The sequence below is a fragment of the Candidatus Hydrogenedentota bacterium genome (assembly GCA_016791475.1).
In the GTDB taxonomy this organism is placed as follows: domain Bacteria; phylum Hydrogenedentota; class Hydrogenedentia; order Hydrogenedentales; family JAEUWI01; genus JAEUWI01.
The window spans coordinates 1-12774 of the sequence record JAEUWI010000029.1 but is presented as its reverse complement, the minus strand read 5'-3'; the positions used below and the strand labels follow the sequence as shown (position 1 = coordinate 12774).

Below are 12774 nucleotides of genomic sequence, written 5' to 3'. Positions count from 1 at the left end.
ACTTGCCTCGATTCAAGGTGTGGCCATGCCAGAGGCCCGGGTGTGTGCCCAAAACAGAAAACCGCCCGAAGAGCGGGTCTGGGCTCTCGGGCGGCGGGGTTTTTATCATGGTGGAGCTGAGGGGGATCGAACCCCTGGCCTCCGCATTGCGAACGCGGCGCTCTACCAACTGAGCTACAGCCCCATGGGTGGCGCAAAGAATAGCAAATGCCCGGGGCGGGAATCAAGCATTTCACGACGGCAATGCGCATCAAAGCGCCGGAATTTTCCGCCCGATCAGGGTCAAGAACTCGTGCCGGGTGGCGGCATCGTCCCGAAAACTTCCGAGCACCGAAGAGGTGGTCATTACGGAGCTTTGTTTCTCCACACCGCGCATCATGCTGCACAGGTGCTGGCACTCCACCACCACACCGACGCCCTCGGCGCCGGTATGGGTCATGATCTCTTCGGCTATCTGCGCCGTGAGCCGTTCCTGAATCTGCAACCGGCGGCCGTAGTAATCCACGATGCGGGCGAGTTTGCTCAGGCCCAGCACTTTCTTCTCGGCGATGTAGCCCACATGGCAACGGCCGAAGAAGGGCAGCATGTGGTGCTCGCACATGCTGTAGATCTCGATGTCGCGGCTGATGATCATGTTATTCGATTCCGCCTCGAACACCGCATCGTTGATGATCGTATCAATATCTTGCCGGTAGCCGCAGGTAAGAAAATCCCAGGCGCGGGCCACGCGCTCGGGCGTCTTCAGCAACCCTTCGCGATCCGGATCCTCGCCCAGTTCAATCAACAACTCGCGGACGAGTTCGGCTATACGTTCATGATTCATGATTCAGGCTCTCCTTCAATGCTCGGGTAAATGCCTCCTCCCTCTTGAGGGCGGCAATTACGCCGGGTTCAATACAATCCGCGAGGCGCCGGCCATCGCCGGGAAGCACCAGGGAAGGGTTCAGTTCAAGCAGGCCGGCAGCCAGGAAGGGTCGCACGGCGATATCCGGGTCGGGAATTGTCATTCCGCTGCCATGAAAGACCCGGTTTCCATGGAGAAGGATATCCAGATCCAGCGGTCGCGGGGCATAAGCGTCTTCGGATCGGACCCGGCCCAGGGCATGCTCCACCTCACGGAGCACCTCTTCTTTCAGCACCATCGGCTCGAGGGCGGTATCCAGTGCGATCACACCATTCAGGTAGTCGCTCTGCTCCGGCCGACCAATCGCCGCCGTCCTGTAAAAGCTGGACAGGGCCACGATGGGCACGCGGCGCGACAGCAGCCGGAGACCGGCAATGATATTGCGCTCGGGCTCAATATTCGCTCCAACGGACACATAGGCCCGCTCCGCGATACCGTCAACCATGCCCGGTCGGTCGGAAGCGGACAATTTCCACCGCGACACTGCGCGCGAAGCGCAAGGCGCCCGGTTTGTCCACGGTAACGCGTACCTTTTGAACGCCCGAGTGGGCCAGGCACAGCGACGCTATTTCGCCGGCCATGCGCTCGATCAGGAGAAAACCGGAATTCTCCACCAGAGCGATGATCTCTTTCTTAACCGACTTATAGTTGACCGTATCTTCGATATTGTCCGAAGCCGCGGCCCGACTCAAGTCGCAGGCCATCTCAATGTTGATGATTACGTCCTGCTTGTTTTCCCGCTCGTCGGGGTAGATCCCCACAATGCAGCGGCACAGCAGATCGCGAATATAGATTTTGTCCATCACGTCATTCATACATATTTCCTCGCAGATTCCGTCCCCCGTCAATGTAGATAACCTGCCCCGTGACGAATGTATTCACGAGAAGGAAGATTACAGCGTGGGCAACCTGCTCACCGCATCCGTACGTCTGCAGCGGGTTGGAATGCTTCAGGGACTCCAGGTAGGCGAGGTCCTTACCTTCGGGCGGCAATACGAGGCCCGGCGCCACGCCATTGACACGGAGCCGGGGGGCATATTCCACCGCCATCATGCGCGTGAGGTGGTGGAGCATTTTCTTACTCAAGTGATAGGGTACGTGCTTCCGGTCATAGTCCCGGACCATCGTATCCAAGAAATTGACCACCACCCCTTCCCGTCCGGTTGCCGCGAGGCGACGGGCCAGGCGGAAGGGCGCCAGGGTGTTCACGTTGATGTTCGGTTCAAGGGTGGTTTCGGATAGCTCGTCCAGTGCCTCTTCGGGAAAGATCGAGGCGCTGTTGATGAGGAAATCGATGCCGCCACTGACCTTTTCCGCCTGGTCCCACACGGCATCGGGCGTGCCCGCGACGGAAAGATCGCCCTGCACAAGCCAGACTTTGACGCCGAGCGCTTCGATTTGATCCGCAGTCGCCCGCGCCTCTTCCTCGGAAGCCCGATAGTGGATGACACAGTGCACGCCGCGGCGCGCGAGTTCGAGGGCCGTGCAGGCGCCCAGGCGCTTTGCGCCTCCGGTTATAAGCGCGGTCTTCCCCGCGAGTTCGAGCAGCCCCGTCATGCGGCCATGTCCATTGTAACGCCGGCAGCGCGCGGGCAATGCTTCATGAGCGCGTCACCCTTCCTGCGGGGGGATCTGTGCGAGGCCCTCGGCAATATCCGCCGCCGGCAGAATGATGGGGATCACGCTGTTGCGGCGGCCGCCCTGACCGGCTTCGGCGCTGATGGCGCGCAGTACGAAGACGCCCACGATCTTGCCGTCGAGGCGGAAGACCGGGCTGCCCTGGCTTGTGCTCGTGGGATCGTTCCCGGGGATATAGTACGTGCGGGGCTTTTCCACCACCGCGTCGATATACTCGAAGGACGCCGAGAACACGCGATTCGCCACGCGACCGAGGCGGTTCAAGGTGACCACGCGATCCAGCAACTCCACCGTGCCCTGGTTGGCCTGGAGGTCCACAAAGGCCAGCGGCGCGGCGGGCTTCGTCAGCGGGCGCAGGAAGGCCAGGTCCAGCTCGATATCGCGGATGACCACTTCGGCCGGAATCTCGGTGTTGTCGTGCAGCAGCAGCTTGATGTCGCTGAGCTGGGCATCCATCTTGAAGTTGGCGTCGCCACCGGACATGGTCTTGAAAATGCTGCTCGGATCCGTGGAGGACAGAGAGAGCACCGTCAGGCCGTCGGGCCGGATGATCGTTCCTGTCGCCTCTTCCTTGCTCTCCTGTTCCTGGGTATTGCCGCCGCCAAAGGAGGAGGAAACTTTGACCACCATCTGCACGGTAACCACAGCCGCCATATTGTTCTTCAAGATCTCGCGACCGGCTGCGGCATCCTCGTCCGCGCCCGCAAACAGCGCGGGTATCAGACAAAAGGCGGCGGCAAGGGAAGTGAAACGGCCTGTGATGCTCATGAAATTATCCTCGTCTAAGGCTCCTTCGGAACCCGTTGAACAGCGTCAGATCACAATTTAATCCCGCCCGCGGCTCAGGACCACTGGGGTTCAATTTCGATGAAGAAGGTATGGATACCGCGCAGCACCCGGAACACCACGGTGCGCGGTTTCGCGTTCACGATATCGGTGAGCAGCTTCTCCACCGTTTCCACATCGCCCGCGGGTTGCCCATCGATGGACAGGAGCAAATCGCCCACGGCAAGCTGGCCCAGGGCCGCCCAGCCGCCGGACTTGACCTCGTCCACCAGCACACCGGCCTGATCGGTCTTCCAGCTTTCCTGCGCTTTGTCGAAGAAGGTGATATCGCGCACGGTGAATTCGAAATCGTCGTTCCGGTACTTCTTCATCTCCCGGTCCAGCTTCGGCGCCATCACCAGTTCCACCGGGATCTTCTGCACCGCCCCGGCGCGGCCGACGCTGAGGGTGACGCTGGCGCCGCTGCGGTACTGCCGGATCAGGGTGGGCAACTCTTCGTAGTGCTCCAATGCGGTCGCCGTAAGCGGCTGTTCATCCACAGCGAAAATGAGGTCGCCCACCACAACACCCGCCGTCTCGGCGGTGCTACCCTTATAGACGTGGGTCACGCGGAAACCCTTCAGGTTCTCGTCGCCCAGCAGCTTCGCGATGTCGCGCGTGATGACCTGGGCCTCCACCGGGAGCCAGGCTTTCTTCACTTCCAGGCCGGGATCTTGCAGCTCATTGGAGCCGATTTCGATCACCGTCAGGTACTGGCCGGTCTTGCGCTCGAAGCCAGTCAATGCGGGCACGGGGCTCTTGGATTCGCCCAGCGTCTTTGCCGTGGCCGCGCGCAGTGCTTCGATATTCTTGATCGGTTCGCCGCCCACGGAGACCAGCACGTCGTTGCGCTGTATCTGGGGCTTGGACGCGCCCGCCGGGCCACCAGGGCGCACCGAGGTCACCAGCACGCCGTCGGTCGTTTCGCGCTTCAATTCCTTGGCGATACCCAGGGAGATATTGCGCACCGTGAGCCCCCACTCTTTCAATTCTTCTTCGTCCGGCAGGAGTACTTCCCGCTCGGTCGGGGTAACCGTCAGGGCCACCGTTGCGCCGTCGCGAAGGACCTCCAGCGCCACCGGCTGCCCGATGGGAAGCTCCGCCACCTGAAGGTTGTAGTCCGGAAGTTGCTCGGCGAACTGCACATCCACGGGGGCGCCGTTGAGCGACAGGATAACGTCGCCCGACTTTACCTCGGCCAGCGCGCCGGGGGAACCACCGAGGACGCCGCTGACAAGCACGCCCTTTTCCTGGGCACCATGCTTCAGCCGGGGCTGCACTTCAATGCCCAGCCAGGCCCGCTGCATTTTGCCGGTCTTGATCAGTTCCTCGCCCACCAGCTTCGCCAGGTTGGCCGGAATCGCACCGCCCAGGCCCATGCCGATCTCGTTGATGCCGATGATTTCGCCCTTCAGGTTCACCAGCGGACCGCCGGAATTGCCGGGGTAAATCGCCGCATCGTGGCCCAGCCAGCGCACCAGCGCGCCCACGTCTTCCCCGTCCATTTCCATGCCGCCAAAGCGACGCATGGATTCGGGCATGATCATTTCCGTGTTGCTGATGATGCCCAGGGTCACCGACTGGGACAGGGCCAGGGGGCTGCCCATGGCCAGAACCTGATCACCCACGCGCACCGCGCTGGAATCGCCGAAGGAAACCGTCGGGAAGGTCCGGGGCTCGGTCGGCTGGAGCTTGATAATGGCCAGATCGGTCAGGGGATCCTTGCCCACCAGCACCGCCTCCATCTCTTCCTTGTCGGAAAAGATGCATTTGATGCGCGTGGCGTGACCCGCCACGTGGTGGTTCGTGATGACGTGGCCCTCGGGCGTAATCACCGCGCCGCTGCCCGAAATCTGGTATTTCGTCTCGCGACCGTCGCGGAAATAGGACTCCACCACATGGATCTGGACGAGCGCGGGTTTCACCACCGAAAGGGCCTGGTCCACCACCTCGCGAAGGGAGGTCGCGGGCGTCTCGGCAAATCCGGCGTTGCTCAGGAGAAGCGACGCGCCCAAAGCGGCCATCGCGAAGAGTTTTCTGGAAAGTCTCATGCCTTTTCCCTAGCGTGGCTCTGCCACATCCGATGATTCGGGCCCTGCCTTGCGCAACCTGCCGGCGCAATGGTGCTCACTATCGCGGGCACGGGGGTCTCCCCCTGTGCTCTATTCCTGCAATCTAAATTTCGGTGTAAAATCGGGCGCGAAGCCCGTCGAGGCGGGGATCTGATCTCAAGCTCACCGCCAGCCTGCCCCGCATACTACCATACCCGCAATCCGCCCACAAACGCCGGGTCATTCCTTCTTAAGGTAGTGGGAAAACATGTGGGGAATGCGCGTCTCGAAGAAGCAGGGCTTCCCGGTGTAGGGGTGGTTGAAGCGGATCGACTTCGCGTGGAGCGCCAGGCGCTTCGCCGGTGATTTCTGCTTGCCATACTTTTTGTCGCCCACGATCGGGAGGCCATTATCGGCCAGGTGAACGCGGATCTGGTGCTTCCGGCCCGTCAACAGGTTGATCTCCAGCAGGGAAACGCCGTGGGCGGAGCCCAGAAGCGTGTAGGCCGTGTAGGAGAGCTTCCCCTTCTTCGTATCCGCCGTCGCATGCACACTGTGGACGCCATTCTCGATGAGGTAGGAGCTGAAAGTCCCCTCCGGCTCACGGGGAATCCCATGGACCAGGGCGTAGTAGCGCTTCTCCGAGTTTTCCCAATCCGACTGCAAGGCGTTCTTCGCCTCCGGCGTCTTGGCAAATACCAGAATACCCGAAACCTCGCGATCCAGCCGGTGCACAATATAGACCCGCTGGGGCGCCTTCGGGTTGCCCTTTTTTACATAGTCCGTAATCCGGAAATACGCCGTATCCTCCTTCTCCCGGTCCGTACCCATCGTCAGAAGGCCCGGTGCCTTGTCCACCACCAGGATATCCCGGTCCTCATGGAGGATCAGCAAACCTTTCGGCTGGTGCTTTCCACCCTTCTTTTTCTTTTTGGGTTCTTCCATGATTGCTTCCTGGCGATGGATCTGTGGCGGGTCTGCCCCTCAACGGACATAGTGTAGCACGACGAGCCGCTTCGTTGGCATTTTTGCCCGCCGACGGCACCGTCCTGCCCCCGGAAGGCGTTGCTGATCGCGCAGCGGGATCACCAAATAACGATTGGATTTTAAGACATTCCGAGAAATTGCCATCCACGCGCATGCGGGGATCCAGTACTTTCGCGCAGTTTACGCCGCCCCCCTCTGGATTCCCGCCTTCGCGGGAATGACAGAGACATCATCGCCAGGCGTTCCTGTCATCGATGCGCCGTGGCGGAACCGTCCCCTTGGGGCAGGGCGACGGGACTGTCCTGAACGCAGAGGCCCCACGACACCAAACACCGCTCCCACCAAGCACGCATCCACGACAAGACGAGGCACGCTACGCGTTCGGGACTGTCCCGCGATTTCAAAAGCGGGGGACAGTCCTATAGTCGCTGCGTGCGCCTGGGTTGACGCTACCGTCTCGGCTGCGATGCTACCGTCGGGCGCGCTTGCAGGTTGGTCGGCGATGCGCCGTGGCGGAACAGTCCCATTGGGCCCCGTCCACTCGGACAGGGGCGTGGTCCTCCTGCGGCGGACTTTCAGCCCATATCCGGCGTACTTCATCGGTCGTCGCGATGGAAACGTGAAACCTGGCGTCTTTGGCGGGGTCGTAGCGTCGGGTCACCTGCATGGGGTTTTCCCTGCCTGAAATGAGTCCGTTGTGTGGAGGTTGACCTACCTACCCTATAGATTAGGATCGGGCGTTGACGTGTCGGGAGGGGAAGGGATTGGGGGGTATGGGGTTCGGGCAGGTGGTGGGAACCAGCTACTCGAGAAGCCGAAGCCATGTACTGCAGCCCCCTCGCCACACATGCTCCCCGCAATTGAAAGGCGACCGAAAGTGGACTGCAAGTTTCAAAAGGGCGACCTTAGAAATGGTTTCCAGGGAGTGCCCGTAGCGGCGGGCAGGAAGTCCTCTTTTATAGGTGGCTATCCCCGTTTTCTTCACACGTTGGAATTGGGCGCTTTAGTCGGTGGCTGTTCCCAGTTCGCCCAGTTCGTCTGAGGGATAGGCAGCCGAATAGAACCTTTGAAGAAATTCGCAAGGAAGCTCAAGGAACGGCTACACGGAATATTCTCCCACTCTCAATACCCGTTCAATACAAGCATTCTTGAAGGCATCAACAACAAAATCAAAATTATCAAGAGGATGGCCTACGGATTCAGGGATGACGAGTATTTCTTCCTAAGAATACGTCAGGCCCTTCCCGGAAAATGACGAAGATCCAATTCTATAAATCACTTTGGCGTTGCCTGATACCATGAACACATCTGTCGGGCAATCTCCTTCGCTTGCGTCTCGTCGTTTGGAAAACTGGGTCCTATAGGACCAATTGCGATCTCACCCGAACTGTCAAAAGTTACTCCCACATCAAGCGGTTCCGACTGGAGACGAACAGACACCACCTCAAATAGTAGCATCTGGCATTTCCTCTTCACCTCTTTAGGCAGTAAGTCATCCATCCAGACCGCCTTCGTCCTATTTGCGATCCTGGCTCCGTCTTCTCTCTCGCCTCTGGCATCAGATAATTTTTCATTCTCCCGCATTTGTCGCAATATCAAATTGGGCTTCCACAGTGCGCTCCGAACTTTCTTCAGCTCGAAGTCGTTCAAAGGCAGCTTGAGCATGGGATACAACGGAGAGTCCACATGCCTCGGAATCGTATCCTCGATCTGATTCCTGCAAATTGTTTCTAGATACGAATTGAGTTCAACTTCATTTATTTCCAGTTCGGTAGCCTGACTCTTACAGAAATCTTGAAGCCATTTGCCCATCAATTCTTCAAGCTGTTGTTGCAAGCGAACATGATCATCTTTACGGGACGGATCGTGCGAAATCAAAACTATTAACCACGAGAGATCGTCCAGCAATCGCGAATTCGAAACAGTAGCAGTGCAACCCGTGCGATGTATGAAGTCATGCGTAGCGACCGCTATAGCCTCGCCGTAGGAATTGCCAGGTGCGCTCCCCAACGCCCTAGTGACATTACTAGCTACGACATTTGCTGCTAAGTGAGATCCGTCCCCCTCTGCGCACGCCCGTTTAATGGCACCGTCGAGCAAGTCAATAAATCGTTGTATTTCTATGGGCTTGACCGACTCAAAACTCGCATCTAGTCTTCCAGTTGCCGAGCCTCCTTCCGTTGCGGCGACACTCGCCTCCCCCTGAGACATTTTATCGGCAGAGTGCCTCATCGCGCTATCGCTGGCACCTGCCAATGGCAGCCGCGCCAATTCTTCCGCAAAAAAAATCTTGCCGGATCGCCGCAATGTTTGAATGCAGTTAATTGCGAATTCACGGTTTTCAAAATAGTCGAGTTTGTAAAGCGTTTGCGCCGCCCGTGCATAGAATTCTTTGAGCGCTGGCGGCTCAAGCCCCATCTTACTCAATTCTGTATCCAACTCCGCTATGCTGAAAAGCACCGAATCTTCTCGCTCTGCGAACGACGCAAACACCTCGGCATACGCCGTGACTGCTTCTGCCACCAGATCGGAATCTTTAGTAAGGCATGCTACGAACATAGTTAGCTGAGCGGACGCGCCTTTAACACGCCATTCTTCGATATTATCGCCCAACGCTTGGAGGTCGACGAAAAGCGATAAGGGATCGTCAGAATCTGGGTCGGCGCAAAGACTACGGTATCTGGACAGGCAATTCCAATATTTTCGATACTCGATCGGAACCGCCACCCAATTTCCTAGGGACTCGCTAGAGAAAGCCTCACCAAGAGCTTTCCTTTCCGGCAGTACCAACGTAATCTTTACCTTTACCAAGGGCAAACGGTCGAGCAGACGGGTCATGGTATAGATCGTCATGTTCGAGGACGCCTCTGTAGGATTGATTATTCGTCCAAAGGGAGGATACCTTTCAACTAATACGGCGGGCCTTTCATGATTTCCGCCCGTAGGATTGAAGAATGAATGGTCCCAGATTGGCGAGACCTTTAACGAAGCACTCTTTTCCCACTTCTCAGATGCGAGCAAAGAGGAAGGCCAACCGTGCGGTAACGCGTCGCGGTCTCTGCCTCCGAAATCTAAACCAAGAAAACATAAGCGCAACTGGTCTGAGAATGCCCAAGCGTCTGGTCTCGAAGGAGCAATGTACCTCGTATCGACATCCAATCGACGAATCATGCGGTCAGAGCTGGCCTCGGCGGGAGGCGGTTCGTGATGAAGCCAGATTTGGATCGATTTCTCCTCCATCAATATATCGCAATAGGCCAGTGCGTCAGTCATTTGAATGTACTGACCACTGGGTTCCATCCAATAGTTGCATATGCGGGTCAAGCCGTCTTGGCCCGCATATGCCACACCTTCAATGATGCGTTTTCCATAGACAGTCGAATGCAGTTCCGCCTCAAAGTAGCATGCGCGCGCATCTCGGTTATTAATCTGCTCTCCAAAACTCATACGTGCGGAGAATAACAGAAGGATCCAGAGGCTATTTCGCAATGCTACCATGAGTTCAAAACTCCTTTTATCGTCGTGCTTATACTTTCAACTCTGCTACTAGTCCTCGGGATACTCCCAATCGTGTAGCGCGTAAGAAGTTACGCCAGACCCGGAGTTTCCATAAGCATCAAGAGCGTCATCCGCTATCCAAGCCTTTGACTTGGATGAGTGGGAAACCTTCACGAACGCACCAAGTGCACGTAGATATCCAGACCAAGTTGCGGAACTGTTTCCGCCATCCCCGCCGACGGTACCTTCACCGCTATCTCCGATGCTGACGGATGCTCCGTTGATAGAGATTCCGCCACTCACACTCCACCCACTGCTCTCGTGACCGTTACCCTCGGCTTCCGCTGGATGCGAACCCGAGTGGTAACTGGACGTGCTCTCCGAGCAGTTGTCGTCTATATCAACTGAAACAGTGGCCCAGCCATATCCGTAGGTGCTTCCGTAAGTAAACCAAGTTGTGCTCTCGGAGTCCAAATATACGTAGGCACCTGCTCCTCCCTCAGCCTCGGCCCAAATTGTATCAGGCGCGGAGCAGGTTGGGGCAGGCGTGGGATTATAGGTCTTCACATATAACTTTGAATAACCCGTCGTCGCCTGCGTTTCAGTGCCGCCTGCCTCGGACCAAGTATAGCCATCGTTCGCGGTCGCATACGATGCGCTGATCATAGTGCTAGCGAAACTATATGCGGCGTAACCATCCTCGGGCGGAGCATCCGTGTTGGTACCAGGTTCGCCCTCCTCCCATACAATCCACGCGTTTGCCTGCTGGAACGAAAGAATACTACTTATGGCAAGGGTGCAGAGGTAAAGCTTCGTCACGGTTCTTGTTCTCCGAAATGGCAACTTATTCATGAGGGAACCTCCTACGTAGATATGGGTTAGATTGTCATCGGATCATAATTTGGACTCAACAAAGCTACTATTCTGGACGACCTCCTTTCTGCAGATTGGTATTCAATTCCGCATTTATGATAGACAAGATGAGGTTCCATTGTTCGGCCTCTTCCAGATGGGGCCCGAAAAAATCGAGAATCTTGCTCTCGGAGGTTTGATTGGCTCGGATCTCATAAAAGGCGAGTTTGTCCGAATTCAATGATTTAACAATGGAATCCCGCAGTGCTGCCGAAAGCACGGTGCCCAAGCCTGCGTCTGCTTGCACGAGGATCTGCGTAGTTTTGTGAACAAACTCAAAACTTAGCATGTCCGTGATCGGTTCATCTCCGGTTCTAGACTTCACACAAACTTCGTTCCAGAGTGTACAAACCCACTCTTTAGCCTGATCCGCAGTGTCACCGACATGGGAACCTATGTCTGCCTTATCAAGTCGATAAGTTAAACTCGAAAGCAAAAACTCGTTCTTAGATATCTGCGTGACTTCTCCAAGCAGCCTAGAGCGTGCTGATTCGGCGGCGTTAACATTGATGGTAGAGTTCCAAGATAGGAGCGCATCTACTTTTCCGTTAACGGCGGCTTCCAAGATACGTCGTCGGTTGGGTGCTTGTCCGCTTGTCGACGAAGTATCAGTCATGAAAGCGTTCACGCATTGATGAAGAACTTCACGCCTCGCATCAAGTTCGGGCTGGTCAAGCGGCATTCGCGGCATCATGTTTATCAAAGCAGGAAGCCCTTCAACTAACGCAGCCAACCGTTCTGTGTGATCCCCCGAGGTTAAATAGCGATCAAGCTGCCTCTCGATTGACTGCACAACTGAGGTAGCATCGGATTTCGACAAGAGCCACTTCGCCTCCAGTATAGGTTCGAGTCCCGCTGGGCCAAGCGTTCCCTCATGGTCGGCGCTTACCAGAGGATGGCTACAGAACATCAATACGAGTAGTGACGCTGATAATATCCGGCCAGTCATGACATTCAGACGTTTCTTATCCAAACACTTATTACACGTTGTGAGTTCTTCCATTTGAATCCGCATGAGTTGGCGTCCTATTCCGATGCGTCGTGAATTGGACGCATTTCTTGCATCTGAAGCATACGAAGCTCCTGCAGTCTCACGCTGTCGCGATGAAAATCCGCTGACAGACTGGAACCTACCTGCTCCCAGAATTCGGTTGGCACCGAATCCCGAAACGCGGCGTACACCAGATTTCTAATTTGCTGCGCGTGTCGGGAATAGAGGCGCGAAATCCGCTCGCTCTGCTCGTCGGCTGTCATATCTGCGAGTTCCGGGGAGTCCAAGTAGTGTTGGATTTCCTGTTGTGCGGACGTTAACACCGTTTGGAGGTTTGCACTCAATCGTGATTGGGCCTCTTCACTCAACGGAAACTGGAACATGGGCTCAAAGTAATTGATACTTTCCGCATGTACATCCGGATCCATATTCTCGGCTACTTCTGCTGGAAGGTTGTCAAGAGAACCATACAATCCTATAAGTGCCTCATCTAGTGTCGATTTATAGACTTCCATGTTGGTTTCAGCCGGCGTGGAATCGACCAGCCCCTGGTCACACAAGGTGGCGAATACCGCCCCGGACAACTCGGCCTTATGGGTAATGCCTAACAAACCGACCTCTTGCCGAAAGTCGGCCCTGGAAATGTCGGTGGCCATCAGCCCCACAGAAGCGAGCAATCCGGACTTCTGACCTGCGGACAGTCCATCCGGTAGGTGACGTTGAAGGGCTTCGACTATAGCGGATGACGTAGCATATGTTCTGTAAATTGAAAATGCGACCACGCATTCGTTCCAATCTTGGGTAGCTAACCAAGAACAAGATAGGACTCGAACAACATGGCCGCGCACCCCCAGTCTCTCGTATCTCAGTTTAAGAATCAACTTTCCGAGGACGGAGATTTTCTTCACGCCCTGGCGGAGGTGTTCCTTCGCGAGTTGATGGAGGAAGAAGTTCAGAACCACGTGGGC

Annotated in this window: 12 protein-coding genes and 1 tRNA gene; 1 reads left to right on the top strand and 12 read right to left on the bottom strand. The window is 56.5% G+C overall.

The annotated features are described in order from the left end of the window. Window positions 1-108 precede the first annotated feature (108 nt). From JNK74_15975 to JNK74_15940, 8 genes are all read right to left on the bottom strand, one after another. Window positions 109-184 (bottom strand) — tRNA-Ala (locus tag JNK74_15975). Window positions 185-250: 66 nt separating this feature from the next. Further along, a complete protein-coding gene (gene folE, locus JNK74_15970) occupies window positions 251-823 on the bottom strand; it encodes a GTP cyclohydrolase I FolE (protein MBL7647683.1) in 573 nt (190 codons plus the stop codon). Then, a complete protein-coding gene (gene folK / locus JNK74_15965; GenBank protein MBL7647682.1) occupies window positions 813-1349 on the bottom strand; it encodes a 2-amino-4-hydroxy-6-hydroxymethyldihydropteridine diphosphokinase in 537 nt (178 codons plus the stop codon). Before folK ends, folE begins: the two co-directional genes overlap by 11 nt. Continuing rightward, window positions 1342-1707: a dihydroneopterin aldolase gene (gene folB, locus JNK74_15960; GenBank protein MBL7647681.1), complete on the bottom strand. Its 366-nt coding sequence runs from the start codon at window positions 1705-1707 to the stop codon at window positions 1342-1344. Before folB ends, folK begins: the two co-directional genes overlap by 8 nt. 4 nt (window positions 1708-1711) lie before the next feature. Then, complete coding sequence (locus JNK74_15955; protein ID MBL7647680.1) at window positions 1712-2461, bottom strand: SDR family oxidoreductase; 750 nt, start codon at window positions 2459-2461, stop codon at window positions 1712-1714. Between the two features lie 54 nt (window positions 2462-2515). Further along, window positions 2516-3310, bottom strand: a complete 795-nt coding sequence (locus JNK74_15950; GenBank protein MBL7647679.1) for a trypsin-like peptidase domain-containing protein — start codon at window positions 3308-3310, stop codon at window positions 2516-2518. A 74-nt stretch (window positions 3311-3384) separates the two neighbouring features. Then, a complete protein-coding gene (locus JNK74_15945; protein ID MBL7647678.1) occupies window positions 3385-5418 on the bottom strand; it encodes a PDZ domain-containing protein in 2034 nt (677 codons plus the stop codon). A gap of 240 nt (window positions 5419-5658) precedes the next feature. Beyond that, window positions 5659-6363: an RluA family pseudouridine synthase gene (locus tag JNK74_15940; GenBank protein MBL7647677.1), complete on the bottom strand. Its 705-nt coding sequence runs from the start codon at window positions 6361-6363 to the stop codon at window positions 5659-5661. A 1108-nt stretch (window positions 6364-7471) separates the two neighbouring features. Between JNK74_15940 and JNK74_15935 the strand changes: the two genes are divergently transcribed. Then, window positions 7472-7660, top strand: a complete 189-nt coding sequence (locus JNK74_15935) for a transposase (GenBank protein ID MBL7647676.1) — start codon at window positions 7472-7474, stop codon at window positions 7658-7660. Between the two features lie 20 nt (window positions 7661-7680). On the opposite strand, the gene JNK74_15930 is transcribed toward JNK74_15935, so the two are convergent. The 4 genes from JNK74_15930 to JNK74_15915 all read right to left on the bottom strand — a co-directional run bounded on the left by JNK74_15930 (window position 7681) and on the right by JNK74_15915 (window position 12483). Next, a complete protein-coding gene (locus tag JNK74_15930; GenBank protein ID MBL7647675.1) occupies window positions 7681-9903 on the bottom strand; it encodes a hypothetical protein in 2223 nt (740 codons plus the stop codon). A 48-nt stretch (window positions 9904-9951) separates the two neighbouring features. Continuing rightward, on the bottom strand, window positions 9952-10755 hold the full coding sequence (locus JNK74_15925) for a hypothetical protein (protein ID MBL7647674.1): 804 nt from the start codon (window positions 10753-10755) through the stop codon (window positions 9952-9954). 67 nt (window positions 10756-10822) lie between these two features. Beyond that, window positions 10823-11635, bottom strand: coding sequence for a hypothetical protein (locus JNK74_15920; protein MBL7647673.1), 813 nt, complete (start codon window positions 11633-11635; stop codon window positions 10823-10825). Between the two features lie 206 nt (window positions 11636-11841). Further along, window positions 11842-12483 (bottom strand): hypothetical protein, encoded by a 642-nt coding sequence (locus JNK74_15915; protein MBL7647672.1) that lies wholly within the window; start codon window positions 12481-12483, stop codon window positions 11842-11844. Window positions 12484-12774: the final 291 nt, after the last annotated feature.

What these genes read in the sequence shown, in the direction of transcription:
- JNK74_15925 (MBL7647674.1), bottom strand. Translation starts at nt 10,755, where the DNA reads ATGAATAAGTTGCCATTTCGGAGAACAAGAACCGTGACGAAGCTTTAC.
- folB (MBL7647681.1), bottom strand. Translation starts at nt 1,707, where the DNA reads ATGGACAAAATCTATATTCGCGATCTGCTGTGCCGCTGCATTGTGGGG.
- JNK74_15930 (MBL7647675.1), bottom strand. Translation starts at nt 9,903, where the DNA reads ATGGTAGCATTGCGAAATAGCCTCTGGATCCTTCTGTTATTCTCCGCA.
- JNK74_15950 (MBL7647679.1), bottom strand. Translation starts at nt 3,310, where the DNA reads ATGAGCATCACAGGCCGTTTCACTTCCCTTGCCGCCGCCTTTTGTCTG.
- JNK74_15945 (MBL7647678.1), bottom strand. Translation starts at nt 5,418, where the DNA reads ATGAGACTTTCCAGAAAACTCTTCGCGATGGCCGCTTTGGGCGCGTCG.
- JNK74_15940 (MBL7647677.1), bottom strand. Translation starts at nt 6,363, where the DNA reads ATGGAAGAACCCAAAAAGAAAAAGAAGGGTGGAAAGCACCAGCCGAAA.
- folE (MBL7647683.1), bottom strand. Translation starts at nt 823, where the DNA reads ATGAATCATGAACGTATAGCCGAACTCGTCCGCGAGTTGTTGATTGAA.
- folK (MBL7647682.1), bottom strand. Translation starts at nt 1,349, where the DNA reads ATGGTTGACGGTATCGCGGAGCGGGCCTATGTGTCCGTTGGAGCGAAT.
- JNK74_15955 (MBL7647680.1), bottom strand. Translation starts at nt 2,461, where the DNA reads ATGACGGGGCTGCTCGAACTCGCGGGGAAGACCGCGCTTATAACCGGA.